Here is a 25,281-nt window from a genome sequence, read left to right on the forward strand (position 1 = left end):
GCTATGATTCCTGTTCAACTGACCATCGAAGGGCTTTATTCTTACCAGGAACGCCAGGTTATCGATTTTAAAAATCTTACTGATGCCGGATTATTCGGAATATTCGGTTCTGTGGGTTCCGGAAAATCATCTATTCTAGAGGCCATTTCATTTGCCCTTTACGGAAAAACGGAACGTCTGAATACCAATGACAAGAGGGCCTACAATATGATGAACCTAAAATCGAACCGGTTTTATATTGAGTTTGATTTTTTGAATTACGAAAATAAACTGTTTCGTGTTACCAGAGATTTCAGAAGAAATTCCAAGAGGTTTGATGATGTAAACCCTCATGCAGCCGACATTTATCAAAATATCGATGGGAAATGGGTCTCTATGGAAAATGCGGATATTGAGACGATCATAGGATTAAATTATGCCAATTTCAAGCGCACCATTATTATTCCGCAAGGCCAGTTTAAAGAATTTCTGGAACTGAAAGCTACGGAACGGACCAATATGATGAAGGAGATCTTCAGTCTTCACCGTTATGATCTTTACAATAATGCGGCTGTTTTAAACAGTGGTAATAATTCTGAACTGGATAAACTTGAGGGTCAGCTTAAAGGTTTTGAGGAAATCAATGAGGAGAAAATACAGCTTCATAAAGAAAATTTAACCGAAGAAAAGAAAAAATTCAGTGAGGCAGACGCCCGGTTTCAGAAAATCGCTGAAGGGTTTCAACGGCTTAAAAATTTAAAAGCTGATTTTGAGAATTTAAAGCAGAAAAAAGAAAAGTTCAGCGGGTTATCTGCACAGAAACAGAAAATGGATGCGCTGGAAGTACAGGCTGAACAATATGATAAAGTGTCCAGAATATTCAGTCCTCTGATCGCTGAAGACCAGAAACTGACTAAGGAAATTTCCGAACAAAAAGCGGAAAAAGAGAAACAGACAAAACTTTTTCAGCAGACAGAAACAGCTTTCAACGGGGTAAAACAACAGCTTACTGCTTTGCAGCCACAGTTTGAACAGCTGGATCAATCCAGAATACAGGAAAATGACCTGCTGCTGATTCTGCAGATGCTTGGCTACTCCACCGATATTACCGCTCTTAAAGACAGAACCGCCAAGGGAAAGGCAATGGTAGGAGAAGTGGAAACGGTCATGGAAAATCTTCGGAAAAATATTGAGAAACTGTCAAAAGATACTGAAGCGCTGAAGGTTAAAAAGCTTGATTCTGCACTTCTTTTGAATGTCGGAAACTGGTTCATCCATCAAAAAAGCCTGAAGAAACTTATAGATGAACAGGCTATAAAAGTTGAAAAAGGACAACGGGAAATCAAACTGACAGAAGAGGAACTAAAACCTCTTGAGATCAATATTGAACAATTTAAGGAAGATTTTAAAGCTTTATACGCGGATTTTGAAAAACAGAAAAAAAATTGGTCTCAAAAACTGGATCATTTAAAGGTTCAGAAAGAGCTTTCCCGGTTTGCTGATGAGCTTCATTCGGGAGAGGCCTGCCCTCTCTGCGGCTCCCATGATCACCCGGCTATTGTAGAATTTCATGATGTACATTCAGGAATTCAGGAGATACAGGAAAAAATGGAATCTATAGATTTGCAGACTGTTGCACTTCAAAAGAAAGAAACCACAGCAGAGAAAATTCTGGAAAGAAAAGCCATTTATGAGGATCAGCTTATTTCGGAGGTAAAAAAAACGGAACAGCTTCAAAAAGACATGGAAGAGCATCTGAAAAGTTTTACCTGGCCTCAATTTGATCCTGATAATGAAAAGGATTTTGAAGAAAAGCGATCGACTTCTTTTGCTATTGAAAAGGAAATTGAACAGGCAGATCAGAATATTCTGAAGGAACGTGAAGCCCTGGAAAAAGAAAGTAAAAATGCAGAAAAATACAGAAGTTTGCTGGAAAGTTTCAGGCTGGAAGAAGCTAAAAAAGAAGAGCAGATCAATACTAGCCGTTCGGCATTAAAAATACTGAACTGGGATGATTACCGTGAAAAAACAAAAGTTGAAGTTGAAGATACTTATCAAAAACTATCCCGTTCCAATGCAGAAATCGAGCAGAATTACCAGAAAGTGACTCAACAGGAAAAAGAACTTTCCCCTCAGCTGGCTTCACAAAAAACAGTGGTTGAACAGTTGGAAAAACGAATCTCGGAGCTCACGCTGGAAATTTCCGCGCATCAGGAACGAATGAAAGAAACACTTCAGGAACAGAATTTCGCATCCCTTGATGAAGTTCGCCTTATTCTTGAACAGGAAATCAATGTCGCGCATGTAAGAACAACCGTTCAGGCTTTCCGTATTGAATTTGAAACCCTGAAAAATGGAATTGATGAGCTGGAAATCAAGGTGAAGGATTTTTCTTTTGATGAAACTCAGTTCGCCAAAGCTGAAGAAGAGTTCAATACTGTTCAGAGTGAAGTGAAACAGATCGGGGAATCTGTTGTAAAAATCACCGCAGAGATTGAAAGGCTGGAAAATGAATACAAAAAGAAGGAAGATCTTTTAAAGGACCTGTCACGTCTTCAGAAACGTTCTGAAAACCTGAAATTGATGATGAATCTTTTCAAAGGAGCTGGTTTTGTACAGTACGTTTCTTCCATCTATCTGAGACAGCTGTGCGATCATGCCAACGTACGTTTCCATAGAATGACAAGAAACCAGCTGAGTTTACAGCTTAATGAAAACAATGATTTTGAGATCATCGATTACCTGAATGAGGGCAGAAGCAGAAGTGTAAAAACGCTTTCGGGAGGACAGGCGTTCCAGGTTTCTTTAAGTCTGGCGCTTGCATTGGCAGAAAGTGTCCAGTCCAATGCTGCTGCTGATAAAAACTTCTTCTTTATTGATGAAGGTTTCGGTACACAGGATACGGAATCGGTGAATATTGTTTTTGAGACGCTGATGAGCCTTCAGAAAGAAAACCGCATTGTTGGAATCATTTCCCACGTGGAAGAGCTGAAAGAAAAAATACCTGCTGCCCTGAATATCGCCCGTGATGAAGAACGGGGAAGCCTGATTGAAATTGTGTAAACAGTTTATTTTAAATTTTAAAATCAAAATAAATCCTCCGCTGAAAATCAACGGAGGATTGTTTTTAAAGGTTCTGAACAGCTGGTTTTACTTCATCACCAAACAATTCTATTGATTTCAGGGTGATATCATGAGCAGGATCTCCAATATCCATATGCCCGATGAATCTCGTAATCCCGAAGAGTTCTTTCATATAAGCAATCTTATCAGCTACTTCTGCCGGGCTTCCGATAAACAAAGCGCCTTCACGGCTTCTTCCGCCGTCATACTGCATTTTTGTATAAGGTGCCCAGCCTCTTGATGCTCCTACTCTGTCCATCTGGGATTTATAATTATGAAAATATCCGTCCACCACTGCAGAATCATTGCTGACAAAAGTGTGGGAATGAACAGCAATCTGCATCTGTGATACATCGTGTCCTGCCTTTTTATATTCCTGTTTGTAGAATTCAATCAGGTTTCTGAACTGTGCAGGCATTCCACCGATAATAGCCACCACCAAAGGCATTCCCATTTGTGCTGCGCTTAAAACAGACTGCGGAGTTCCTCCTACTGCTCTCCAGATGGGTATTTTACCACCATTTTTAGCTCTCGGATAAACGGTCTGGTTCTGCATGGGAGCTCTGAGTTTTCCTGACCAGGTTACATTTTCTTCAGTATTGATCTTCATCAGCAGTTCCAGTTTTTCATCGAAAAGCTCTTCATAATCATTCAGAGAATAGCCATATAATGGAAAGGATTCAATAAAACTTCCTCTTCCTACAAATATTTCCGCTCTTCCGTCTGATATAAGGTCTAAAGTGGCGAAATCTTCATATACTTTTACAGGTTCCGAAGAACTTAATACGGTAACACCGCTTGCCAGTTTTATATTTTTGGTGATGGAAGCGGCGGCGGCCAAAACCATTTCCGGAGACGAAACAGCATAATCCGGACGGTGATGCTCTCCCATAGCAAAAACATCAAGCCCTACCTCATCCATTAGCTTTACCTGATCCAGGATTTCACGAATTTTGGTTCCTGCTTCTCTATATTTTCCGGTGGCCTGGTCGAAAGCCAGATCCCCGAACATTCCTATTCCTAATTCCATATTTCTGATTTTATAGATACAAAAGTACGGCTGTAAAAAATGAAAAACATTGATGTTTGTTAAGAACGGTTTTGCTGATTTACCTTTACTTGGCTATATTTGAGGATTATCTCTTAATTTTTACCCGTAATGAAATCTATCATCAGTACTTTTCTGCTTTTTATGGCCGGTCTATGTTTTTCTCAAAATAAAACGGAGATTTATGTGATCGGGAATATTCATGACAGTGTTCCGAATTATCATCCCAAAATACTGTTCGATATTCTTGAAAAAATCAAACCGGACATCATTCTTCATGAAGTGGACAACGAAGGAATGAAAGAGTACGAAAGTGGTGCTGACTTCAATGGCAATGAGATAAAAGCAAGCAATCTCTATGTAAATAAATACCCGAAAACGTTAAGGTTTCCTTTTGATTTTGAAGGCAGAAACCAATACAGGAAAGACCGGGGAATGGTTCCCACAGATAATTTGGCCGTAAAACTGACTGACAGCCTGTATAAAGCAAAAGCATTGACTTCTAAGGAAACCGCGCTCTATGAAGATTTTACCAACACCACTAAAGAATTGATGAAAACGGCAGGGTTATCTCCCGAAAATTTCAACAATGCAGCGACGGATAAAATATCAGAAAGGAGACAGAATGCCCAGTATTCCGGATTGGTAAAAATCAGTGACGGAAGACCGGAATTTGCTAAAAGATGGGTAACCAAGCCTGATGGTAAAAAGATCAGCTACCGGGACGGATTTAAATTGATGTCCGGCTTCTGGGATCTACGCAATCAGACCATGGCAAGAAATATCTATAAAGTCGCAGAAAAACATCCTCATCAAAAGATTGTAGTCCTGACAGGGTTTCTGCACAGGTATTATCTGCTGAAAGAACTGAAAAGAATCAATAACGGCCAATATGTGATCAAAGAGTTTTATGATTAACAGTAATTCAAAAAGCTGTTTAAACTTTTTTATTAAACCACAAAAGGAGCAAAAGTTTTATCTTAAACACTTAAGTGATTTTTAAGTCTAAATACCTTGTGCATAGAAGTTCACATAAGCCTTCAAAAATCTTTGATTTTTATTCTTTTGAGAATTTTTTATCATATCTAACATCTGTGCAAATAGCTTTTATTAAATCCTTTCTCTGTTGCTATAGATTCAATCGAACAGTGAGAATTTTTATGAAGGTTAATACACTCTCATTTGAAAGCAACGCTAAATTTTTCTTTTCTATACATAAAAAAATGCCCCTAAAAAGTGTCTAACTTTTTTGGGGCAGTCCAAAGATCCGGATTTTCTGTTTTTTTATTTCTTTAAATACTGATCAAAATAATCGGTTACCTTTTGCATCAGGTGTACCCTGTCTTTTCCGATAACGTTGTGCGGGTGTCCCGGATAGACAAAATAATCCAGCTGAACTCCGTTGTCTACTGCAGATTTAATAAACTTCACGGAATGCTGCCAAACCACTACATCATCCTGAGCTCCGTGAATCATCAGTAATTTTCCTTTCAGATTCTGAACTTTGTCCAGAAGATTGGCCGTTTTGTATCCCTGTGGATTTTCCTGAGGCGTATCCATATATCTTTCGCCGTACATGATTTCATACATGCTCCAGTCTATCACCGGGCCTCCGGCTACTCCTACTTTAAACACTTCCGGATGACGAAGCATGAAACTTGTCGTCATAAATCCTCCGAAGCTCCATCCATGAATTCCTAATTTCTGAGAATCTACATAAGAAAGGGATTTTAAGTAATCCACACCTTTCATCTGATCATTCATTTCGGTGGTTCCCAGGTTTCTGAATACGGCCTGCTCAAATTTCATTCCACGGTTTGCAGATCCTCTTCCATCCATGGTAAAAATTACATATCCGTTCTGAGCCATGTATTCGTACCAAAGGTTTCCTGAAGCTGGAAAAGTATTGTTTACAAGCTGTAAATGAGGACCATTATACAGATAAACGATTGCCGGATATTTTTTATTCGGATCAAAATTGGTAGGAAGGATGATTTTTCCATATAAAGGAGTTCCGTCATCTGCTTTTAATTCTACGTTTTTAACTTCCGGTCTCTGGTAATTCTTCAAAGGATTTTCAGAGGTAAGGATATTGGTAGATTTCAGGTTACCAGTATTGATGATATTGGCTACTCTTGGCGAGTTTGAACTGCTGTAAGTGTCATATAAATAATTCCCGTCGCTGCTTAACACTCCGGTATGCATTCCTTCTGCTGTATCCAGTCTCTGCATTTTGAAATTGGTCCAGTCTATTTTATATAAATGTCTTTCTAAAGGTGTTTCTTTTGTAGAGGTAAAATAAATCTCTTTTTTCTTTTCATTAAAGCCTAAGATATCGGTTACCAGCCAGTCTCCTTTTGTAATTTGAGCAACAAGACCTTTTTCCAGACTATAGTGGAACAGGTGATTGTATCCTGTTCTCTGACTCTGCCAGATAAAGTCTGTGTTAGAGTTCGGGAAGAAGGTAAGCGGGTGCTGTGGTTCTACATATTTGCTGTCTGATTCTTCAAACAAAGTTTTTACCAGCTCTCCTGTAGCCGCATCGTACTGGTTCATTTTCATATGATTCTGCCCTCTGTTCAGCACACCTACAAATATATATTTTGAATCCGGGCTCCACGTAACTGCTGTTAAATACTGATCTTTTTCACCTTCGATCTTCAGGAAAGTGGTTGATTGACTTTTAATATTGTATACTCCCAAAGTTACCTGATGGGAAGTCTGCCCCGCCATCGGGTATTTGATATTGTGATTAACAGCCGGAGTTACAGACCAGTCGATGATCGGGTAATCCGCAACCATGGTCTGATCCATTTTATAGAACGCTACACTTTCTGAGTTCGGGGCAGGAAAAATTCCCGTATCAATTCCGAATTCATTTCTGTGAACGGCCTGTCCGCTGATGATATTTTCATTAGCTTCATTGGTTACTGCAACAGTTTTCCCGTTTTTATTGACAAATAAGTTATTTTTTGCCGTAAAAGCAAAGGTCTGCCCGTCGCCAAACATTTTTACATTGGCTGCATCCTGATCTACAGTGGCCTTATTCTTTATTTTCCAGTCATTTCCTGACTTCTCAATCCAGAACATATTACCATCTGTATTGAAATATCCTTGTGACGCTCCGGAAAATTTAATGGGAGGAACAGCTTTTAACTTATCATTAGTAAATGATCTGTTCAGCTGTGTTAAAGATACCAGCGTATCCTGTTTATTGGTTTTCAGATCGGTGATCAGGTATCCGCCTTTTACGGCCTGAATGTAAGATTTTCCGTCTGCAGACCAAGAAAACTGGGAAATATTTTTCACAGCAAGGTTGGTTCTCATCCCATTTACAGCCTCGGCCATGGTAAATTTCTGGGTCTGGGCCAATGCAGCATTCCCCAAAACCAGCATCAATAAAGAGAATTTATATAATTTCATTGTATAAAATTGAATCTGTCAAAAATAAGAAATAAAAATCATCCGTTAAGAAATGTTAAAATAAAACATTCATAAAATAGAATTAATGGACTGATAAAAATTATTTCTTACCTTAATACTAGATTTTTTTGAGTATTGAAATAAAGCCGTAATGAAGTAACCTCAACTTAAATTAACCTCTAGCGGATGGCAGACATTGCTATTATTATAGCTTATCTTATTAGCCCCGATAGAAACGGTTACCCCGCAACAGGAATGGGAAAGCTATGGCGTGAGGAGTATGAGTGGATAGCGGGAAAAAGCTCCTGAAAAATTAAAAATCTGAAGTCCCAATGCAGGGCAGTATGCATTTCTTATCCTATATCAATGATTGGTATCTGTTCTCTGTCCTACATTTGCATCATAGTTAACCAACAAAAAAATATATTACAATGGCAACAAAATGGAACCTAGACCCAACGCATAGTGAAATTACCTTCAAAGTAAAACACATGATGATTTCTAATGTAAAAGGAAGCTTCAGAACTTTCACAGCTGAAATTGAAGCTGAAGATGATTCTTTTGCAAATGCTAAAACAACAGCTACGATTGAGACTGATTCTGTTTTCACGAACAATACAGACCGTGATAACCACTTAAAGTCTGCTGAATTCTTCAATGCTGAGAATCATCCAACGATCACTTTCGATTCCCAGACGTTAAACGATAAGGTAACAGGAAATCTTACTATTAACGGGATCACAAAACCGGTAACTCTTGATGTTGATTTCGGAGGAATTAATGTAGACCCTTGGGGAAATACCAAAGCCGGTTTTTCTTTTGAAGGAAAGATCAGCAGAAAAGATTTCGGACTTAACTGGAATGCAGCTCTTGAAGCGGGAGGTGTAATGGTAAGCGACGAAGTAAAGGTAGCCGGAGAACTACAGTTTGTAAAACAGGCATAATTTCTAACACATACAATAAAAGGTTCAGGGTTTTCTACGACCTTGAGCCTTTTATTTTTCAACATATTATATCCAATGAACCTCAACGATCTACAGCACATCAGCGAAAATTTTAAAAGTACACAGAGAATGCCTGTCTTATTTCTGGGACATGGCTCTCCTATGAATGCCATTGAAGAAAACCAGTTTGTACAGGGATTCCGAAAAGCAGCTGCGGAAATCCCAAAGCCTAATGCTATTTTGTGTATTTCGGCCCATTGGTATACTCAGGGAACTTTGGTGACGGCTATGAAAATGCCCAGAACGATTCATGATTTCGGGGGATTTCCACAAGCTTTGTTTGATGTACAGTATCCCGCGCCCGGAGATCCGGAGCTGGCCAAAGAAACAGTTGAACTTCTGGCTCCTGTTATGGTGGAAGAAGATCATAGCTGGGGGCTTGACCATGGTGCCTGGTCAGTCATTAAACATATGTATCCGGAAGCAGATATTCCTGTGATCCAGCTAAGCATTGATTATACAAAACCTCCCCAATATCATTTTGAGCTTGCCCAAAAACTGAATAAGCTTCGTGAAAAAGGTATTTTAATTATCGGAAGCGGTAATATTGTTCATAACCTGCGTCTGATTGACTGGAGAAACATCAATACCGTAGGAGCCGGCTGGGATTGGGCTGTTGAAGCCAGAGAAAAAACAAATAACTGGCTTTTGGACGGAAATTTCCAAAATATCATTGACTACCAGGGACAAGGAACATTTATGCAGTATGCTGTTCCTACACCGGATCATTATCTTCCGCTGATTTATACATTAGGATTAAAGGATACATCTGAAAATCTGGCTTTATTTAATGATGAGCTGATCGGCGGATCTCTGAGCATGACCAGTGTAAGGATAGGCTAAATTAACAGTGTTTTTCACTGGTATTTTTTTATCACTAAAAATTTAGTAATATTGTTTTACCATGAAAAAAACAGTATTTCTATTTTTAATGCTGCTTCCTCTTTATCTGCTGACAGCACAAACTGTCCGGGGAAGTGTTGTGAGTGACAAGGGAGGTTTTCTTCCCGGAGTTAATATTTACATTGACGGAACTAAAACAGGGACCGTTTCTAAAGAGGATGGAAGTTTCAGTCTTTCAGTTCCGGCAGGAAATCTTGGTAGTGTAGTTTTTCAGAAAGAAGAATATGAAACTTTTACCTCTCCTGTTTCTGACCTTATTAATAAAAATCTGAAAGTGGTTCTCACCAAGACTCATGAAATTGAGGAAATCAAGTTAGTTCCTTATACTGCGGAAGCTTACAAAAACTACATTAAATATTTCCTTGACACTTTCATCGGCAGCGATCACCAAAATGTAAAGATTAAAAACCAAAATACCCTTAAGTTTTCATTTGATAAAGAGAACAAAATTCTAAGGGTAAAGGCACCCAAAACACTGATCATTGAGAATAAAAATCTGGGATATGAAATCAAATATAATCTTATCACCTATTCTGCGGATTTCAATACCCGGATGATCAATTATATCGGAACGAGTTTTTTTCAGGAAACTAAGAATACAGATAAGATCAAACTCAACCGGATGAATGCCTATGACGGAAGTATGCTGCATTTCTTCAGAAGCATTTATGAGAATAAGATTTCTGAGGACAAATTTGTCGTTAACCACCTTATAAAAGTTCCCAATCCCAAGTATCCTACTGAAGAGGAGCTTAAAACTCTGAAAGATTTTCAGGCGATGACTAAAAGCTCCAGAACCCTGAAATTTCCTGATGACATCCTCGATATTGCTCAAAGAAAGAACAGCCAGAAACCTTATGCCCTTGCTATTGTAAAAACTCTGATTCCTGACTCTGATTATGTAAAGAGAGAGAACGGACAGGTTTTCTTCAGTTTTAAAGATATGCTGCAGGTGAATTATCAGAAATACTTTTACGAGCAGAAAGGAAAACAATTTATCAAAAGTGAATATCCGGTTACCCTCACTTCTTATCTTCATCCTGAGGGCGAAACTTTTGAAGTTTCAAAAGAAGGAAATATCACCACTCCGGATCTGTTGACTAATGAAGGGGATTTTTCAAAGAATAAGATTGAAAATATGCTTCCATTGGATTATCAACTCGGAGATTAAAATAATTTAATTTTTCATCTATCATATGAACAAAAAACCGCAGAATATATCTGCGGTTTTCTTATTTATATAGGCTTGAACCTGGGAGCAGGAAGAGGGAAGTTATGAAGGTTATAAGTATTGATCTGTTTTTACAGTGGCTTTCAATACCTATACCTAAAAGTAGCTTCCAGCCTCCTTTCTTCCATCTTCCAGCCTTTAATCTGAGTTTTTATTTATTTTTTTATGAATCTGTAAATTCTATTGTACAGCCTGTAAAACATTGATATTCCCGTACCCGTAACTTGAATTCACGGAAGGATAATAGGTTGCCGACTGTCTCATTTTATTCAGAACCTGATCTCTTGTCCATGAAGGGTTTTTAGACCAGACCAAGGCTGCGATTCCTGCTGTAGCTGCTGTAGCAACGGAAGACCCACCTACATAATCTGCCTGTCCGTTATAATAACTCAGAACAGGAACGGTGTTTCCTGAAGGCCTTTCCATCTGGAAGGTGAAATCAATCTGGCTTCCGGAATGGCAAACGTCACATTTTTGGTTAGAAGTCCCTTCCTTTACTCCTGTCACGGCCTGTACTTCGGACATGCTTGCCGGGAAAATAACGCCTACAAAATTGGTAAAGCTGGTAGAAGTTCCGCCTGCACAGAAAATCAGTTTTCCTTTGGAATAGGCATATTTCACACCATCTTCAATTTTTCCTACTGAAAAAATGTGCCCCATTGACATGGAAATGATTTTTACACTCGTATTATTGGCCAATTCTGTAAATGCTGTCTTTACTCCGTTCTGCTCACTGGAAGTATCCAGCAAAACGTTGGCGGCAGCACGATACGTAATCAGATTGGCATTATAAGCTACTCCAACAGGAAGTCCTGCATTATTTTTCGGAGCGGCCATTACAGAAGCCATTTTGGTTCCGTGCCCGCACTGATCGGCTGGTCCGTCTGTACTGGATCCGTTCACATAAACTCCATTTTTTGTGATGGTTCTTCCTGATGATGCTCCCGTATTAAAATTGGTTCCCAACAGGCTTTGCTGGGCTGAAACTCCTGTATCTACAAGCCCTATTGTTATTCCTGCACCCGTACTGTAATTCCATGCATTCGGGATATTGTGTTTGGTAAATGCCCACGGAACTTTTGCATTAGGTGTGGTAGAAGTGTAATCTGCGGCATTCAGGGCAGTAGATTCAAATCCGCATCCTGATGATGATCCACTGGATTTTGCCGCGACATCGGTTTCATAGTCAAAGTAACGATAGTCACCAGGCTCTACATACCGTATCGTCTTCATCTGGCGGAGAGCAGTTAAGGTTTCTTCTTTTTCAATCAGAACATCAATTTGATTGAGGTATTTGTCTGAAGAAATCAAAGCATCTCCTCTTTCTTTTCCTTCCGATTTTCTGATGACATTTAAAATTTCATCTTCCATCTCTCTACTGTTGACAGAAAGGCTTCTGTCGAAATCCTCTCCCGAAGTTCCGAAACCAATGGAAACCATTTTATTTCCGCGAAACACGGCACTCCATAACAAATGGTCAGAAGCTTCTTTCCAATTAAAGCTTCCGGTATTTTTAATGGAATTTTTGATCTCTTCATTGATCTGTTTTGCCGTTAAAGGATCTTTCTGAACAGTTTCGATTTTTGAACCTTCACCTGGCAGTTCATTCGTATTACATGAGTTCAGAACAAAGAACAGGGGCAAAAGGTAGAATACACTTTTTTTCATAGGTTAATATTTTGATTTGGAATCCTAATATAACACTTTAAAGTGAATTACAAATGCGTAAAAAATGAATTTAGTATTACAGGAATATTAATCTTCCCCTGTTGCGGCTATTGATTTACTCTGAGTTTAGTTTAAGGATATTGATTGGAAGCTGGAAGAAGGAGGCTGGGAGTTACTTTTAGTTATAGGTATTAACAGTCACTATAAAACTTTAATAGTATAAAAAAAACATTTATACTTAATAACCTTCATAGCTTCCAGCTTCAAACTTCCATTAAATTAATCGGAAATTCTTACCCTGAGCTGATGCTTTAAAATACTTTTTCATAACATACACTTTTATCAATGCCTACATAGGGTTCATAATTAGGAATTCTGTAAAACCCACTTTTCTCATATACGGAAAGCGCTTCATTCTGTTCTGCAGAAGTTTCCAGAACAGCTTTTTTAAAACCGAACTCTTTAGCCCAGATTTCCAGTTCCTGTACAAGAGCTGTGGCCAGACCTCTTTTTCTGAATTCCGGACTGGTATACATTCTTTTGATTTCTACAGTTTCCTCAGAAAGTTTTTTGAACGCTCCACAGGCTGCCGGGGTGCCATCAATATAAGCTACCAGGCAATTTCTGATCATATCGATTTTGTTAAACTGATTAAAAAATACATGATCATCTCCGTTACGAACAGCAAGATCAGCATCAAGATGTTTTACTAAATTCTGAAAATCTATATTGGAAGAATCTGTTCTTTCTATGTTCATGACAACATTTTAAAAATTTATTTTACGAAAATATAAAAGCTTCCCCAATGATAAGGAAGCCTGAAATTTATTTCTTTTTAGAATCTGCAGGAGGTGGCGGGTTTGTGTAGCCCTTTTCTTTATCAAGTTTTTCCATAACTCTTTCTGCTACATCCCTGCCCATTTTTCCGCCTGCTTCCATACTTTCCTGTAAAATTGAAGGCATCACTGAAATTGTTTTCTGCCCTACAGGAGATTTATAGAACTTTATGAGTTCATCAATATCTGATTCCGTATAGTATTTAGCATAAATAGGTACATACAGCTGTACCATTTTATCGGCTGTGAATTCTCTTGCAAACTCATTCCAGAATTCATCCGGAATATTGGGAGCACTATTTTTAAACTGCTCCATATAGGTCTGCATAGAAGAAATTGCAAGTTTATCCGCACCGGTAATTTTTATGAACTCCTTAACCTTTGCTTCCGAAGCTTGGGAAAATGCCAGAGCTCCTATAAAAAGACTTAAAACGGTTATTACTTTTTTCATTTTTACTGAATTAAGCCTCAACAATAAATTTTCTTTCGTTGATCAACTCCGCTATGGCCAGCATATCCTGCCCGATCAGCCTGTCATCTTCCAGCTTTTTAACTTTAGAACGAAGAACCGCAAAGTTTTCCTCAATAATTTTTGAACATTTGGAAGGTCTTCTGAACTCTAAACCTTGCGCAGCAAACATCAGTTCCACCGCCAGGATATTCACCAGGTTTCCAAGAACCTGATTGAATTTTCTCCCTGAAATACTTCCCATTGATACATGATCTTCCTGTCCTAAACTCGTTGGAATAGAATCTGCAGAAGCCGGGAAACAAAGGGTCTTATTTTCTGTAACCAAGGCAGCAGAAGTATATTGCGGAATCATGAATCCTGAGTTCAGTCCTGAACTTTCTGTAAGCAGCCTCGGAAGCCCGTATTTCCCTTCCAGTAATAAGTAACTTCTTCTATCTGAAATATTTCCTAATTCAGCGGCAGCCAAAGTTGCGTAATCTAAAGGTAGTGCCATCAGCTGTCCGTGGAAGTTTCCTCCTGAAATAGATTCTTCGGCACTTAGCACAATTGGATTATCGGTTACTGAGTTCAATTCTGTTTCTGCCATATTTTTAAGGTGTTCAAAAGCATTTCTGCTGGCTCCGTGAACCTGTGGCACACATCTCATGGAATAAGGATCCTGAACTCTTTCGCAGTCTTCATGAGCTTTCATATTTTCAGAGCCTTTTAAGAATTTAAGCATTCTCGCTGCTACTTTTTTACTGCCCTCGAAAGGTCTTATCTCGTGAAGCTCTTTTTTAAACGGACTGGCAGATCCTCTGTATGCTTCAATACTCATGGCAGCCGTCATATCGGCAAGGTTTAATAAATATTCAAACTTTTCAAGCCCTTTGATGGCATGAGCCAGAATAAACTGGGTTCCATTAATCAGTCCTAATCCTTCTTTCGGGCCTAAAACCAACGGGTCTAATCCATGTTTTTCTAAAATTTCCATGGTATCGGAAACTTTATCTCCTTCCCAAACCTGTCCAAGTCCTAATAAAGGCAGTACGAGGTGAGCAAGAGGCGCAAGATCTCCAGATGCTCCAACAGATCCCTGTTCAGGAACCACCGGAATAATATCCTTTTCAAGCATCAGAATCATTCTTTCAATAACTTCCAGAGAAACTCCGGAAAATCCTTTAGATAATGCATGAACCTTGGCGATCATCATGATCTTGGAATATTCCTTTTCTATTGGTTTTCCCACTCCTACTGCATGCGAGATGATAAGGTTATACTGCAGTTGAGCTGTTTCATCTGCTGAAATTTTAGTATCACAAAGTGGTCCGAAACCTGTATTGATCCCATATACACATCGATCGGATTCTACAATTTTCTGAACGTTCTGCTGAGATTTTAATATCTGTTCTTTTGCTGTTTTATTCAGCTTAGCTTTATTAGGTTTTTTACATATTTCCAAAACATCATGGAAAGTGAAAACATCTACACCGTATATCATTTCTAAAAAATTTCCTTAAAATTACGCATTTAACAATAATTGTAAAAGCTAAATTTCAAGGTCTTATATTTTTCTTAAGGATAAATCGTTTTATTTGCTATTTTTACCGCCGAATAAAAATAATAACCCATGAAATTTAAAACTCTACTGTTGGCCTTATGTCTGGCGAGTACGACTGCTTTCGCCCAAAAGGTAAAATATTCTAAAGAAGAGATCAAAAAAATGGAGACTTACCTTTTTAATGAAGGTTTTAATGCTCCTTCACCCAAGAAAACATCTACCCTTATTTTAAAAGACGGAACTACTCATAAAGGATTCTGTGGCAGGATTGAAACCAAAAAAGGACAGATCTATGAGGTTTCCATCAAAGACAGCATCACCAAAAAAAGTGCTAATTTCAATGCTGACCAGATCAGCGAAATGTATGTTTATCCTAGCAATGCTGAAAAAATAGCCAAAGTTGCCAAGTACATGGGGAACATCAGAAATTTCGGCACTAAAAAGCTGACTAAGAATACAACCGGGGAAAGAATACATTTTGTGAACCAGACCGTTTCGCTGAAGAATAAAAAAGATGACAAGGAATTCCTGATGCAGCTGATCAATCCTGAATTCAGTGATATCATTTCGGTGTATCATGATCCCAGAGCTAAAGAAACGGCAGGCTTTTCTGTGATGGGTTCTCCCCAGCTTGGCGGCGGAGTTATCAAGTCTTATTATGTAAAAAAGGGAGACAAAGTGTTGTGGCTTCACAAAGATGATTTTGAAGACAATTACGACTTCCTTTTCGGAGATAATGCCGAGTTCATTAAAAAGTATCCGAAAAAATCTGTTGAATGGGATTATTTCAGTTTTCTGATTAGTGAATATACAGATATGAGCAACGGATAAAATTTAAAATTAATGATTAAAACTGCAGAAATACCCTGCAGTTTTTTTGTGCTTTTAAATCCGGGAATGATTCCGTATTTTTGTTATATGAATCCTTCTTTAGAATTACAGCTCAAAACTTTACCTTCAGAACCCGGCGTTTATCGTTATTACGACAAGAATGATCAGCTGCTGTATGTAGGAAAGGCCAAAAACCTGAAGAAGAGGGTTCTCTCCTACTTCAACAAGAATTTGTCCGGCTACCGCATCAAAATCATGGTGGGAAAGATCGTCCGTCTGGAGACCACGATTGTCAACAGTGAATACGATGCTCTTTTATTGGAAAATAATCTGATCAAGGAACACCGTCCTTTTTATAATGTCATGTTGAAGGATGATAAAACGTATCCCTGGATCTGTATCAAGAATGAAGATTTTCCAAGAATTTTTCTGACCAGAAATATCATCAAAGATGGTTCGGAATATTTCGGACCTTATGCTAAGGTACGTCCAGCAAAGATTTTACTGGATACTATTAAACATATCTATAAGCTCAGAACCTGTAACCTGAATCTTTCTCCCGGCAAAATTGCTGAGGGAAAATATAAAGTCTGCCTGGAATATCATATCAAAAACTGTGAAGGCCCTTGTGAAGATCTTGAAAGCAAAGAGGAATATGATGAAAAGATTGATGCAATCCGCGATATTATCAAAGGGGATTTCCGGAAAGCAAAGGAGTATCTGGTCAACCAGATGATGAAACTGGCCACTGATCTGAAGTTCGAAGAAGCACAGATCATTAAGGAAAGACTGGATATCCTTGAAGATTATCAGGCGAAAAACACCGTTGTAAATCCGAATATTGATGATGTGGATGTTTTCGGAATGACGAGCGATGAAACGGCGGCTTATGTGAATTTCTTTAAGATAAGAAACGGAAATATCATCCAGAGTTTTACAACAGAAATCAAAAAAATTCTTGAGGAAACGGATGAGGATATTATGGAGGAAGCCCTGATTGAAATCCGCCAGAAATTTGGTTCTGACTCTAAAGAGGTTCTACTTCCCTTTCACCTGTCTGTAGAAATTCCGAATGTAAAACTTATTGTTCCTAAAGTTGGCGATAAAAAAAGAATTGTAGAGCTTTCGGAAAAAAATGCCAAAGAATACCGTCTGGAAAAATTAAAACAGGTACAAATTGTAGATCCGGAAAGGCATACGAACAGGATTATGGCTGAAATGCAGAAACTTTTGAGAATGCCTGTAGAGCCGAGACATATTGAAGGATTTGATAACTCTAATATCCAGGGAACCAATCCTGTTTCAGCCTGTGTGGTTTTTAAAGACGGCAGGCCAAGCAAAGCAGATTACAGGATCTTCCATCCTAAAACGGTAGAAGGGCCTAATGATTTTGCTACCATGGAAGAAGTAATCTACCGCCGTTACAAAAGAATGCTGGATGAAGGTGAAAGTCTTCCCCAGCTTATCCTTATCGACGGTGGGAAAGGCCAGCTTTCGTCTGCAGTGAAAAGTTTAAGGCTGTTAGGACTTTACGGAAAAATTACCATTGTTGGGATTGCGAAAAGACTTGAAGAGATTTTCTTTCCTGAAGATTCTATTCCTTTGTATCTGGATAAAAAATCTGAAACGTTGAAGATTTTGCAGAGGGTTCGTGATGAAGCCCACCGTTTCGGAGTAAAGCACCATAGAACACGAAGAAAAAATTCCACTATAAAATCTGAGCTGGAAGAAATTCCTGGCGTGGGTGAGAAAACCATTGAGCTGCTGCTTTCTAAACTGAAATCAGTAAAAAGAATCAAAGAATCAAACCTGGAAACTCTGGAAGAAATTCTGGGGAAAAGCAAAGCAAAAATGATTTGGGAATTTTTTAATTCTAACTGATAAGAATTAAAACATTTTATTACATTTGTAAAAACTAAAACCTATCAATATGAGAAAATATACCGTTCTTTTTTTATTAGTGACAGCTGGTGCTATGCAGGCTCAGGCTATATTAAACTTCACCAGAAATAAAGAGACTTCACTTCAGTTTACGAAAACAGCCAGTGCTGACGAATTTTTAAATTATTCGGAAGTTAATGGAACTCCATACTACAATCAGGAATTTTCAATAGCAAAAGCAACCTGCTGTAGTGAAAAAACCCTGATGAGATATGACGAATATGCTGATCAAATTGAATATCAGAAAGACGGAACTGTATATATTCTTGAAAAAGGACAGCCTTACTCAAAAATTGAATTCTTAGATTCCAAGTTTACTCTTGTTCTCGGCACCTTTGATGATAAGCCGGAATATTTTATTGAGCTCGCTGATGGTAAGAATTCTCTATTGAAGAAAGTTTCAAAAAAAATTGAAACGGTTGCCGGAAAAAAAGTCATCTTTGAAAAAAAGCCTACAACATCTACTGTATTCAAAGAAAATCTTCCAAAGTATTTCATCAAAACAGACAAGGATGTATATCAGCTGATCAAAAGTAAAAGTGATATTCTTGATCTTTATCCTGAAAAATCAGCTGAATTAACAGCATTTATTAGCTCAAATAAAATTAAGTTTAGCAAGGAAGAGGACTTGATTAAAGTTGTTAATTTTATTAATAAAGGTTAATTAAAATTCTTAATTACAAAGCTTAAAGACAAGGACAATTTACTAAACCCTATTTTTTTGTAAAATAGGGCTATTTTAGTTGTAAGATTTTATTACTTTTATGCAAATAATTTTCATGAAAAATCTTACAATAGTTCTGCTGTGTGCCCTTTCCTCAATAAGTGTTTATTCACAGGAAACTTCATATCAAATGACTACAACGTCAACAAAGGAAGAATTTTTAAAATATTCTGAAATCAATGGTTCACCTTATTTAAATTCTGATTTTAAGCTTGCTAAAGCAACGTGCTGTAATGAAACATTACCTATGCGTTATAATACTTATGCTGATGAAATTGAGTTTAAAAAAGATGGAATGGTATATATTCTGCAAAAAGGGCTGCCCTACTCTAAAATTCAATTTTCAGACCCAAAGCAGACCATCGTTCTTGAAACGGTTGATCATACACCAGAATATTTCATCTTATTAGCTGAAGGAAAAAATCTATTGCTAAAGAAAGTATCTTCAAAAATTCAAAAGCCTTCGCAAACAACCAAGAAACCAGCTTCTTTTGTGGAAAAGGATGACAAGTCAAGTTTTGTCAAAAATGATCCTGTGTACTATATCAAAACAGATAAAAACATTTATAAAGCTGTTAAAAACAAAAAAGATGTTCTTGAATTATATCCAGATAAAGCTAATGAACTTGACAAGTTTTTTGACATTAATAAAATCAAATTTAACAAAGAAGAAAGCCTGATCAAACTAGCTTCTTTTCTTAATCAATAAAATGATAAAAAATAAGGGTTCCTACTTGAGGAAACCTTTTATTTTTTATGTATCAGAACTTTATTTATTATTTTTCTGAAAAAATCTCTTTAGAATATGAACCGTCAGCCTGAGGAATGTCAATCACCAGATCTCCATTTTCCAGATATCCGATTGTAAACTTCCCATCTGCCAGCTTTACTCTGAAGACATCTTTTTTAGAGGTAAGTCCAAAAGTCGCGTATGGTGCGGTACCTGCAGCATCTACCAGAATAAACTGATTAGTATCAATTTGTATCTTCTGAAGACTCATTTTACCATTGACATATTTTTTAACTTTATTTTCAGTAATCGCTGTACTTTCTTTTACTTCACCTGTATTTTTAGGTTCAGGTTTGTTGTCTGTAGACATTGAAGCGGGAATATTGATGAGTGCCTGTTTCAAAGCATCGTGAAATCCCTCTTCAAATTCTTTTATATTTGAGCTTCCTTTAGAGGTAAATATAATCTTATCATTACAATCTTTAAATTCCAGCTTTACTCTGTTTCTGAGAAAATTACTATCATTAATAAGATTGGCGATAACTGCATTGCAGGATTTCCCCTTAATTTCTGATGGCCACTGTTCTTTATCTCCTTGGATGACAACATATTTTTTACCTTTCAGAGCATTAATTAAAGCGGTGTCTAAGCCATAAGACTCTTTTTCAAAATCTTTAAATTTACCCGGAATTGAAATATATTTATAATCGGAAACCTTCTGCCCGAAAACAGCAGTTACCAAAAAAACGGATACCAGTAGTGATATTTTTTTCATTAATTCTTTAATTGTACTTCAAAGTTAATCATTTCTGAATTCTCCCATATCCAATTTCAACGAGAAGAAATTAGAGTAGAAATTAGATCCTCCTATTCCTGAATTGGTAATAGCATAATCCAGGGTAAGTCCTCTGTATCTGATTCCGATACCGGCACTTGGCTGGAAAGATACTTTTCTTTTAAGATCTTCAATATCTGTGATCGACTGAAATCTGTTGACCCCTAATCGGACAAAGATCATTTTCTGATAGCCTAATTCTGCTCCGGCATAAGGTGTAATACTTGCAAAGTCTGTAGAAACAAGAGCTGCCGTTTTAGCAAAATCTACATTAATCCCAGCTTCCGGCAGAACATATACACTGCTGTTGATATTGAACATTTTACTTGCTCCTACGTTAAGCTTAGGCATGGTAAGTTCCATTTTATCTTTTGGTGCCGGGTTAAATTCCTCTCCATTCACCACTGTTGAAAGTTTATCCTGATTGATACTCCAAAAGTTCACCGTAGTGGTTGCATCTCGCAACATTCCCCCGAATTTCCATCCGTTATCCGCTTTATAAATAGCCCCGATATCAAAACCAAAACCATAGCCACTGGCAAATTTTCCTACATTTCTATAGACAATTTTAGCATTCACCCCTATATCCAGTTTAGTGTTTCCTGCCGGATTAAATGCATAAGAAAGAATTGCTGCATAATCAGACTGAGAGAACTTTGTAATTTTATCATAATCAATATTCCCTTCAGCATCAATCATCTGTGTTGTATTCAGGATATTATCTACCCCAAGCCTTACTACAGAAACCCCAAAAACACCTTCTTCAAGTACCTTTGCATAGGCCAGGTAATCATATTTTGCAATAGATTCAAAATATTCTGCGTGCATTGCTGCTCCCTGCCAATCTTTTTCAATGGCCATTAAACCTGCGGGATTCCACATAGGAGAATACACATCATCCTGGTTGGAAATTACAGCTCCTCCCATCGCCAGCCCTCTCGCACCAGCACCGATATTTAAAAATTCATTGGAATATTTTCTGATAATCTGAGATTGAGACAGCCCAAATAGCAGTGAGAATGCAAGTAAAAAATATTTTTTCATCATATAAATTTGATGCTAGTTAAAGTTTTTTTGTTTTATAGCTTTTTATGACCCCATTAGCAATGATAGCCAGAATCATAACTGCTGAGGCTATATAAAATACAGGACTCATCTGTTCTGATTCTCCAAAGATAAAAAAAGCTAGTATAATTCCGTAGACAGGTTCCAAATTAACTGTTAAAATTAGTGTAAAAGGCGATATATACTTCATTAGCTTCACAGATTCAAGCATCGGATAAGCTGTAAAAACACTTGCTAACAAGCATATTAACGCTAAATCACGGTAATTTATTTCACTCATTTCAAAAAACTGTCCAGTGAACAGATAAAATAACATTAAAATAAACCATCCGCAAAATATTTCATAAAATATAATGTTATCTGAACTCGTTTTTCCAAACATTTTTCCGTTAAAAACAGAAAAGATAGTTCCAAAGATCGCACATAGAACTCCATAAAAAATTCCTTCTTTATACTGAAACTCTGTTTTAAAAATAAGTAATATACAGGCTACGATCACGATTCCCATAATTACTTCAGACACATCAATCTTTCTTTTAAAAATAATAGGCTCCAATACGGAAGCAAAGAGTGTTGATAAGGAGAGACAGCTCAAAGCTATGGAGACATTGGAAATTTTAATAGAATAAAAAAAACAATACCAATGCAGAGCCATGGCAAAACCAATAGCGGCCAGCTGAAAAAATATTTTTTTGGAAACTCTGATGCTTTCTTTTTTGAAAAACCTAATGAAGACAAATAGAAAAACAGCGGCAAACAGCATTCGGTAAAATACCAGAACCTGGGCATTGGCATGAATCATTTTTCCTAGAATTGCAGTGAAGCCCCACAAAAAAACAATCAAATGCAATCTGAAAAGTGCTAATTTATGCATCTTATACCTCTTATAAATTTTTAACATGCAAATTTACAAATAGCTTTCGCAATAATTAGCAAAAAGGTAAATTAAGTCATAGAAAAAAATATAAAATGTAAAAATAAGTTCATTTAATCAATTTTATACAACAAAAAAACCCTGAAAATTTGTTCAACTTTCAGGGCCTTCAAATAATAAACTATTAAAAAAATAAACTAGGAACTTAGAGTATTTAGCAGGGAATATCTTCCCTTTTACTCTGAGGTAAAGTTAGAAAAAATATAAATCATTTAAAAATATTTTTTTGTTAAAAAATTCACAATTTTCTGAGAACCAATATATTAAACACTTGTTTTACTCCAACTTGTATTCCTTATAAAAATAGTATCTTTAGACGTAAAAAATTGAAGTTTTATGGACATTGAATTCAACAAACGGGAAGATCAAAATAGGTTAAAATTATCTGAGATCAATCAATTACTCGCTGAAATAAAAAAAGGAGGCGGAGAGAAAAGACTCCAAAAGCTTCGTGATGAAGGAAAAATGACAGCAAGAGAGAGAATTGAGTATCTTCTTGATAAAGGTTCAGATTCCATAGAAATCGGAGCATTTGCCGGCTATGAAATGTATAAAGAGCACGGAGGATGTCCTAGCGGTGGTGTTGTAGTGGTGATGGGATATGTTTCCGGCAGACAGTGTCTCGTTGTAGCCAATGATGCTTCTGTAAAAGCAGGCGCATGGTTTCCTATTACCGGGAAAAAAAATCTGAGGGCTCAGGAAATTGCTATGGAAAATAAACTTCCTATTATTTACCTTGTGGATTCCGCAGGAGTTTATCTGCCAATGCAGGATGAGATTTTCCCGGATAAAGAGCACTTTGGACGTATTTTCAGAAATAATGCAAAAATGAGCTCTATGGGAATCATCCAGATCTCTGCAGTAATGGGAAGTTGTGTTGCAGGCGGAGCTTATCTGCCTATTATGAGTGATGAAGCCATGATTGTTGATAAAACAGGCTCTATTTTCCTAGCAGGAAGTTATCTTGTAAAAGCAGCCATCGGAGAAAGTATCGATAACGAAACCCTTGGCGGTGCTACCACTCATTGTTCAATTTCCGGGGTAACCGATTATAAAGCAAAAGACGATAAAGACGCCCTAGACAGGATTAAAAATATTATGAAGTCTGTTGGAAGTACCGAAAAAGCGGGTTTCGACAGAATAGAAAGTTTTCCGCCTAAAGAAAATCCGGATCATATTTTTGGAATCATCCCTTCTTCCAGAGCAGAACAATATGATACGTTTGACATCATAAAATGTCTTGTTGATAATTCTGAATATGAAGAATACAAACCAGATTACGGGAAAAGTATTATTTGTGCAACAGCCCGAGTGGATGGTTGGTCTGTAGGTATCGTTGCCAACCAAAGAAAACTGGTAAAAAGCGGTAAAGGCGAAATGCAGTTCGGAGGCGTTATCTATTCTGATTCTGCAGATAAGGCAACCCGGTTCATAGCCAATTGTAATCAACGAAAAATACCATTGATATTCCTTCAGGACGTTACCGGATTTATGGTAGGTTCGAAGTCGGAGCACGGCGGAATTATCAAAGACGGAGCGAAAATGGTAAATGCTGTTTCTAATTCAGTAGTACCTAAATTCACAATAATCACAGGAAACTCTTATGGGGCCGGAAATTATGCCATGTGCGGCAAAGCTTATGACCCACGACTTATTGTTGCATGGCCATGGGCAGATCTTGCCGTAATGGGAGGAGCCCAGGCAGCAAAGGTTTTAGCACAGATACAGGAATCAACGCTAAAAAAACAAGGCAAAGAGATCTCTGAAGAAGAGCATCAGGAGATTCTGGATACGATTACAAAGAAATATCAAAAGCAGACTGAAGCTACTTATGCAGCAGCGAGGTTATGGACAGATGCTATTATCAATCCAATAGATACCAGAAAATGGATTTCTATGGGGATTGAAGCAGCAAATCATGCTCCAATTACGGAGAAATTTAACCTAGGTGTCATTCAAGTATAAAAAAATCATTTTCAACAGAAAAGCAATTAATATTTTCAGTAAAATCTAAAAAAACAATGATAAAAATGTAAAAAATCTCATTTTGTCATTGTTTTTTTTGATAATTATACAGCAAAACCATTTTATCATGAAATATAATTAAAATTTTGTTCTATTAATAGCTTTTAACTATTTCTTGACACTGGATCAAAAAAAAGTGTCATTTACCTTGTAATCTTTTTCGTTTCGATTTTCAAAGGTTTGAAAAACAGTTTAAAGAAAATCGCCTAAAAAAGAAAAAATTTCACAGACATTTATAGATCTTCCTGCTGAAAACGGAAAAACTATACATTTCATTTTAAATGAAAATAGTCTTACTGATCAGAGGCTTAATTCTGTGCTTACTTTCGACTGCGTGAATCATCATTAAAACTGACCGTTTTTAAAGATTTATTATTAAAGCAGTTCAGTATATTTTTTTGTAGATCCTTACAAAACAGCCCAGGGAGAATATAGAATCTACAGTACTTTCTGAGGCTTCGAAGACATAATTAGCTGTTGTAGAGCCGAAGAAAATCATTTTTATTAAAGAATTATCCACTGTCAGAGATCCATTAGAAGCAAAGGCTGTCATCAATTTCCCCTTCGGAAACCAGATCATAAATTTAGACTTATAGCTGAAAATTTTTGATCCTGCCAGAAGGCCTTTAATATTACTGAAAGCAGCATATTCGAACAACCTATCCGAATATTAATACACTCAAAGAAAGCGCTATTGATAAGGCCCAAAGAATATCATTCACTTTAACGAAAAAAACAATTTCCAGTTCTTATTCTGATCAGGGTATTGAAGTATATTTAATTCTGCTAAATATAAAAAATGTGTTTACAAAGTATCTGTTTCAACTTTTCCACTGGGTAGGAGCAAGATTTTATGACGTGATCGTAAATAACTTTTTCATGAGCATTTTCCCGCTATCCGCTCATACTCCTCACGCCATTAGCTGTTCCCTGCCTCAATCCTTTCTTTTCCATCCAGTTGCGGGGTAA

19 protein-coding genes are annotated in these 25,281 nt (G+C 37.3%); 10 read left to right on the plus strand and 9 right to left on the minus strand.

Translation table 11 applies throughout. From position 1 onward, the window contains the following. The first annotated feature begins 3 nt into the window (after positions 1-3). The gene (locus J2Y40_RS19765; protein ID WP_310000898.1) at positions 4-3,042 is read left to right on the plus strand and encodes an SMC family ATPase; all 3,039 of its coding nucleotides are present in this window, start codon (positions 4-6) and stop codon (positions 3,040-3,042) included. A 64-nt stretch (positions 3,043-3,106) separates the two neighbouring features. Here the strand turns inward: J2Y40_RS19765 and J2Y40_RS19770 are convergent, their stop codons facing one another. Beyond that, positions 3,107-4,132: an LLM class flavin-dependent oxidoreductase gene (locus tag J2Y40_RS19770; protein ID WP_153397991.1), complete on the minus strand. Its 1,026-nt coding sequence runs from the start codon at positions 4,130-4,132 to the stop codon at positions 3,107-3,109. 129 nt (positions 4,133-4,261) lie between these two features. On the opposite strand from J2Y40_RS19770, the gene J2Y40_RS19775 reads away from it, so the two are divergent. Continuing rightward, positions 4,262-5,068, plus strand: coding sequence for a hypothetical protein (locus J2Y40_RS19775; RefSeq protein WP_310000901.1), 807 nt, complete (start codon positions 4,262-4,264; stop codon positions 5,066-5,068). A 366-nt stretch (positions 5,069-5,434) separates the two neighbouring features. Here J2Y40_RS19775 and J2Y40_RS19780 read toward each other — a convergent pair whose 3' ends face one another. Next, positions 5,435-7,573, minus strand: a complete 2,139-nt coding sequence (locus tag J2Y40_RS19780; RefSeq protein ID WP_310000903.1) for a DPP IV N-terminal domain-containing protein — start codon at positions 7,571-7,573, stop codon at positions 5,435-5,437. A 431-nt stretch (positions 7,574-8,004) separates the two neighbouring features. Between J2Y40_RS19780 and J2Y40_RS19785 the strand changes: the two genes are divergently transcribed. The 3 genes from J2Y40_RS19785 to J2Y40_RS19795 all read left to right on the plus strand — a co-directional run bounded on the left by J2Y40_RS19785 (position 8,005) and on the right by J2Y40_RS19795 (position 10,651). Beyond that, positions 8,005-8,517, plus strand: a complete 513-nt coding sequence (locus J2Y40_RS19785; RefSeq protein WP_310000905.1) for a YceI family protein — start codon at positions 8,005-8,007, stop codon at positions 8,515-8,517. Between the two features lie 75 nt (positions 8,518-8,592). Beyond that, the gene (ygiD, locus tag J2Y40_RS19790; RefSeq protein WP_310000907.1) at positions 8,593-9,420 is read left to right on the plus strand and encodes a 4,5-DOPA dioxygenase extradiol; all 828 of its coding nucleotides are present in this window, start codon (positions 8,593-8,595) and stop codon (positions 9,418-9,420) included. A gap of 61 nt (positions 9,421-9,481) precedes the next feature. After that, positions 9,482-10,651 carry a carboxypeptidase-like regulatory domain-containing protein gene (locus tag J2Y40_RS19795; protein ID WP_310000908.1) on the plus strand — a complete coding sequence of 390 codons (1,170 nt, stop codon included), beginning with the start codon at positions 9,482-9,484 and terminating at the stop codon, positions 10,649-10,651. A 240-nt stretch (positions 10,652-10,891) separates the two neighbouring features. Here the strand turns inward: J2Y40_RS19795 and J2Y40_RS19800 are convergent, their stop codons facing one another. From J2Y40_RS19800 to hutH, 4 genes are all read right to left on the minus strand, one after another. Continuing rightward, complete coding sequence (locus J2Y40_RS19800) at positions 10,892-12,379, minus strand: S8 family serine peptidase (RefSeq protein WP_310000910.1); 1,488 nt, start codon at positions 12,377-12,379, stop codon at positions 10,892-10,894. 311 nt (positions 12,380-12,690) lie between these two features. Continuing rightward, the gene (locus tag J2Y40_RS19805; RefSeq protein ID WP_153397982.1) at positions 12,691-13,137 is read right to left on the minus strand and encodes a GNAT family N-acetyltransferase; all 447 of its coding nucleotides are present in this window, start codon (positions 13,135-13,137) and stop codon (positions 12,691-12,693) included. 67 nt (positions 13,138-13,204) lie between these two features. Next, positions 13,205-13,666 carry a DUF2059 domain-containing protein gene (locus J2Y40_RS19810; protein ID WP_153397981.1) on the minus strand — a complete coding sequence of 154 codons (462 nt, stop codon included), beginning with the start codon at positions 13,664-13,666 and terminating at the stop codon, positions 13,205-13,207. Between the two features lie 10 nt (positions 13,667-13,676). Further along, a complete protein-coding gene (gene hutH, locus J2Y40_RS19815) occupies positions 13,677-15,167 on the minus strand; it encodes a histidine ammonia-lyase (protein WP_153397980.1) in 1,491 nt (496 codons plus the stop codon). A gap of 129 nt (positions 15,168-15,296) precedes the next feature. On the opposite strand from hutH, the gene J2Y40_RS19820 reads away from it, so the two are divergent. From J2Y40_RS19820 to J2Y40_RS19835, 4 genes are all read left to right on the plus strand, one after another. After that, positions 15,297-16,058, plus strand: coding sequence for a hypothetical protein (locus J2Y40_RS19820; RefSeq protein WP_153397979.1), 762 nt, complete (start codon positions 15,297-15,299; stop codon positions 16,056-16,058). 87 nt (positions 16,059-16,145) lie between these two features. Further along, positions 16,146-17,939: an excinuclease ABC subunit UvrC gene (uvrC, locus tag J2Y40_RS19825; RefSeq protein WP_153399981.1), complete on the plus strand. Its 1,794-nt coding sequence runs from the start codon at positions 16,146-16,148 to the stop codon at positions 17,937-17,939. A 49-nt stretch (positions 17,940-17,988) separates the two neighbouring features. Beyond that, a complete protein-coding gene (locus tag J2Y40_RS19830) occupies positions 17,989-18,663 on the plus strand; it encodes a hypothetical protein (protein WP_153397978.1) in 675 nt (224 codons plus the stop codon). Between the two features lie 115 nt (positions 18,664-18,778). Next, on the plus strand, positions 18,779-19,432 hold the full coding sequence (locus tag J2Y40_RS19835; protein WP_153397977.1) for a hypothetical protein: 654 nt from the start codon (positions 18,779-18,781) through the stop codon (positions 19,430-19,432). Between the two features lie 67 nt (positions 19,433-19,499). Here J2Y40_RS19835 and J2Y40_RS19840 read toward each other — a convergent pair whose 3' ends face one another. Genes J2Y40_RS19840 through J2Y40_RS19850 form a run of 3 tightly spaced genes read right to left on the minus strand, consistent with a single transcriptional unit; the run spans position 19,500 to position 22,227 of the window. Further along, entirely contained in the window at positions 19,500-20,228 is a 729-nt protein-coding gene (locus tag J2Y40_RS19840) for a hypothetical protein (protein ID WP_310000913.1), read from the minus strand. Positions 20,229-20,252: 24 nt separating this feature from the next. Continuing rightward, positions 20,253-21,335: a PorV/PorQ family protein gene (locus J2Y40_RS19845; RefSeq protein ID WP_153397974.1), complete on the minus strand. Its 1,083-nt coding sequence runs from the start codon at positions 21,333-21,335 to the stop codon at positions 20,253-20,255. Between the two features lie 16 nt (positions 21,336-21,351). Then, complete coding sequence (locus J2Y40_RS19850) at positions 21,352-22,227, minus strand: EamA family transporter (RefSeq protein ID WP_310000916.1); 876 nt, start codon at positions 22,225-22,227, stop codon at positions 21,352-21,354. A gap of 396 nt (positions 22,228-22,623) precedes the next feature. On the opposite strand from J2Y40_RS19850, the gene J2Y40_RS19855 reads away from it, so the two are divergent. Then, the gene (locus J2Y40_RS19855; protein ID WP_153397970.1) at positions 22,624-24,252 is read left to right on the plus strand and encodes an acyl-CoA carboxylase subunit beta; all 1,629 of its coding nucleotides are present in this window, start codon (positions 22,624-22,626) and stop codon (positions 24,250-24,252) included. The last annotated feature ends 1,029 nt before the right edge of the window (positions 24,253-25,281 follow it).

Origin of the sequence: Chryseobacterium sp. 2987 (assembly GCF_031456375.1) — a bacterium.
In the GTDB taxonomy this organism is placed as follows: Bacteria; Bacteroidota; Bacteroidia; order Flavobacteriales; family Weeksellaceae; genus Chryseobacterium; species Chryseobacterium vaccae.